Annotated in this window: 4 protein-coding genes and 1 tRNA gene; all 5 read left to right on the top strand. The window is 54.2% G+C overall.

What is annotated here, in order from left to right; all coding sequences use genetic code 11:
* Positions 1-38 precede the first annotated feature (38 nt).
* A tRNA-Lys gene (locus H6B10_RS13045) sits at positions 39-114 on the top strand.
* A gap of 594 nt (positions 115-708) precedes the next feature.
* Positions 709-1,632, top strand: a complete 924-nt coding sequence (locus tag H6B10_RS13040) for a ParM/StbA family protein (RefSeq protein ID WP_204652004.1) — start codon at positions 709-711, stop codon at positions 1,630-1,632.
* Positions 1,633-1,757: 125 nt separating this feature from the next.
* The gene (locus H6B10_RS18090) at positions 1,758-1,907 is read left to right on the top strand and encodes a hypothetical protein (RefSeq protein ID WP_243427385.1); all 150 of its coding nucleotides are present in this window, start codon (positions 1,758-1,760) and stop codon (positions 1,905-1,907) included.
* A 145-nt stretch (positions 1,908-2,052) separates the two neighbouring features.
* On the top strand, positions 2,053-2,601 hold the full coding sequence (locus H6B10_RS13030) for a translation initiation factor 2 (protein WP_204652002.1): 549 nt from the start codon (positions 2,053-2,055) through the stop codon (positions 2,599-2,601).
* Between the two features lie 117 nt (positions 2,602-2,718).
* Positions 2,719-3,867, top strand: a complete 1,149-nt coding sequence (dcm, locus tag H6B10_RS13025) for a DNA (cytosine-5-)-methyltransferase (protein ID WP_204652001.1) — start codon at positions 2,719-2,721, stop codon at positions 3,865-3,867.
* Positions 3,868-3,904 lie beyond the last annotated feature (37 nt).

Raw genomic sequence — 3,904 nt, 5'->3', positions numbered from 1 at the left:
GGGCCGAGCCTTAGGCCCGGCCCGGAGATTGCTATTATGCACCATTAGCTCAGCTGGTAGAGCAACTGACTCTTAATCAGTGGGTCCTGGGTTCGAGTCCCCGATGGTGCACCAGAAAGAGCCAGCAACGCAAGTTGCCGGCTCTTTTCTAGTTGTTGTCACTGTTTATCGCAGAGAAAATGGGCTGACGCCGGTCGCGTCAGCCTTTTTTCTTTTGCTTATATTCCAGTACTTGGATGGTCAAAGAAACGGAAGCGTATATTGTGCCACCAATGAGGGAGAGAAGCAAAAGCAACTCACTAAATTCCAATACACCATCACCTCCTGCCTAAAATGGTTCAATTGGCAGTGCGAACAGTGACGGCGAACAGTCTATCATGTTTTGGGGAAACCTGTCAAACCATAATATATGCTTGGGAGGTTTGTACCAAAATGTGGTACAAACCACTTTAACGATACAATGGAAAAAATTCTGGGCTGTGCTGTTCGTATATATCAATAGGTAAAATAGCATGGGACAAGTGCGCCCATTTTTAGCCGCTCGGTTTCTGGCAATGCCAGAACCAGGCGGCTTTTTGTTTTTCCCCCTCCACACCTCTCCCCCTAGTATAAATTTACCGGCTGGGAAGAAAAGTTACCTACCAGCCGTTTACATAGATCCGCAAATCTCAACGAAAATCAACGAAAAACGAAAGTGAGGCAAAAACCATGAACATTGGCATCGATCACGGCTACTACGCCATCAAGACGCGACATTGTTCTTTCCCAGCCGGTCTTACAGCCTACGGCAGCCACGAACCTTACACCCGCCAGGGACTCCTTGAGTTCGGCGGGTGTTTTTTTGTTTGCGGCACAGGACGACAGCCGATCCAGCGAAACAAAACCATCAACGACAACTACTACCTGCTGACATTGGCAGCATTGGCACAGGAAATCCGCAGCCGGGGCGCGCCCACCGAGTGTACAGTGCGGATCGCGGCGGGTCTACCGCTGACTAGCTATGGCCGGGACAAGCCGAAGTTTCGCAGCTATCTGCTTCGTCCTTCCCAGCCGGTTCAGTTCCGTTACGAGAGCGTGGAATACAGCATCACCATCGCAGATGTGCAGTTGTTTCCCCAGGGTTTTGCGGCTCTGATGGCCGAGCCGGACCTGCTAACCGACGAACCGTCGCTGCTGCTCATGGACATCGGCGGCTGGACGGTGGATCTGATGCGAATTGACAACGCCCTGCCGGTAGCGGAAACGGCACACAGCCTGGAACTGGGGATGATCCGCTGCATCGATGAGATCCGGGAGCGGGTCCGCCAGGAAACCGGTCTTTCGCTCACCGACGCGCAGATCGAGCAGATACTGGCAGGCCAGCCCTGCAGTCTGTCGGACGAGGTGCGCAGCATCGTGAACAAACAGGGCCGGCTGTATACCGAACGGTTGTTCTCCGCGGTCATGGAAGCGGGCTTCGACCTTCATGCGATGCCTCTGGTCATGCTGGGCGGTGGGGCCTGTATCGTGAACCGCCACATCAGCCCCCAAGACGGCCTGTGCCGCGTGATTCCGCTGCTGGACGACCGGGTGAACGCCATCGGATTTGAGCGCGCCTTGGGCCGCGTTCAGGGCACGGTGAGCGAGGGGTGAAACGGCCACAATTTGTATTCAGACCCACACTGAGCAATCCAGACCACCGGAAAGCGTGGGAAAGACTACAGAGTGTCCCGCGGGGCCAGCGTAAGGACTTCTTGGTGAGAGCAATTCTAGCCGAGATGGAAACAAAGCAGCTCAAAAAAGAAATTCGTCAGGTGCTGCGAGAAGAATTGACTTCCAGAGAAGGCAAAACAGGCAATTACATACCGACTGCGGAGAAAGAGGTACCCAAACAAACGCTGGATTTTTTGGCATCGCTCTGCGACTGACAGATCAATCCCCATTGTTGCTTATGATGTATTTTTGACACTATATTCGATGTATTATCGTTGGTTTTAGTGAATAGCTTTCTGCTTGTGTTTGCAGTATGCTTTGCTTAGCCCAAGAGGAAAAGCACAAGAAAGGAGCCATAGCATGAGCAAATTAACGGTAACACTTCCGGATGATCTGCACGCACAAATCCGGCAGGAACTGGAAGAACAGGGCATCACCACCGGCCAGTTCATCGAGATGGTGGTCACGAAATACTTCACGAAAGACAAGAAAGGAGAAAACAACATGGCAACCAAAACTATCGCCTTCCAGGTATCCGAGGAACTCTACCGGCGTATCAAAGACTACCTCAAGCACTATGAGGAAACCTACGGACGGAAGCTGAGCCAGAAAGACTTCATGGTCCAGCTCATTGAGGCCGAGCTTGACGCCGTCAACGAGGAAGCCGAGGCCGCAGCCGCGCAGGAGCAGGACCCCAGCGCGGAGATGAGCGATACCGTGGGAGAAGATCCCGCGGAAGATCCGGCAGAGTCGGACGATGAAGATGAACCGGACGTCGATCAGGAGAACAACGACCCCGATGAGGACAGTGATACGGACGAGGAGACCAACACCGAGGAAGCCCCCGATGAAGCCAAGGATGGCGAATCGGAGTACGGCGAAAGCGGTGATGCCTACACAGAAGAATAACCATAACAGCCAGCCCCGCAGGTCAACAGCCTGCGGGGCATTTTTCATATCTCTATGAAAGGGGGAATGCCTTTGCTTGTGCTCTAAATAACAACACCACCGATCAGAAAGGAGCGGATGCGAAAGACCATTCACTATATTGATATGTTCGCTGGCATGGGCGGCTTTCGGGAGGGGCTGACCAGAGCCGGCGATTTTGTTTGCATGGGACACTGTGAGATCGACAAATACGCCGACCGCAGCTACCGCGCCCTGTTTGACACGGAGGGAGAGTGGTTCATTGACGATGCCCGAAAAGCCGATCCCGATACAATGCCCGACTTCGAACTGCTCTGCGGAGGATTTCCTTGCCAGGCTTTCAGCCTTGCCGGCAACCGACGAGGGTTCGGAGATCCCCGCGGCACTCTCTTCTTCGAGCTGGCCCGTCTGGCTGAAGCCCGGAAGCCTAGCTATCTGCTGTTTGAAAACGTACCCGGCCTGCTTTCTCATGAGGGCGGACGGACGTTTGCGACGATCCTCCATACGCTGGACAGACTGGGGTATGGTGTGGAATGGCAGGTGCTCAACAGCAAAGATTTCGGCGTCCCCCAGTCCCGCCGCAGGGTGTATCTTGTCGGATATCTTGATGAGCGATGTAGAGGAAAAATACTTCCTTTCACCACAGCAGCAGGAAATGCTCTTGCACAAGTTCGACCAGGCGCCCAGGGAGAACGAATCTATTCCCCCGATGGAATAAGCTGTACACTGGCTGCTCAGGCGGGAGGATTTGGAGGACGCACCGGTTTGTATGCTGTCGGATTGCCCATCAAAGAAGCGACCCGAAAAGGCTACAAGATGGCCTATGAAGGGGACAGCATCGACATCAGTTACTATAGCACCAATACCCGTCGCGGCAGGGTGGGACACAAAATTGCCCACACCCTCACCACCGGATCAACACAAGGGACACCATGCTTCATCGATATGAATCGTGATCCCCAAACCACCGAGATTGCCCGCTGCCTGACCGCAAAGCAGAACGGCGGGATTCGCAAGCATAAGAGAGAGGCTTCCGGGGTGCTGCACAATGGCCGAATCCGCCGCTTGACTCCACGGGAGTGCCTGCGTCTGCAGGGCTGGACAGATGAGCGCATCGACAAGGTGCTGGCCATTCACAGCGACAATCAGATCTACAAACAGGCCGGAAATGGCGTGACGGTCAATGTGGTGGAGGCCATCGGAAGGCGGCTGGCTGCGCTGGATGCCCAGCTCTACGGAAAAACATAAATCGCCATGGGACAGACCCTTGCCACAAAGCGGGGGC

The sequence above is a fragment of the Gemmiger formicilis genome, assembly GCF_016901605.1.
Classification (GTDB): domain Bacteria; phylum Bacillota; class Clostridia; order Oscillospirales; family Ruminococcaceae; genus Gemmiger; species Gemmiger formicilis_B.
Note: the sequence above shows the minus strand (reverse complement) of the source record. Positions and strands in the feature narration are given on the sequence as shown.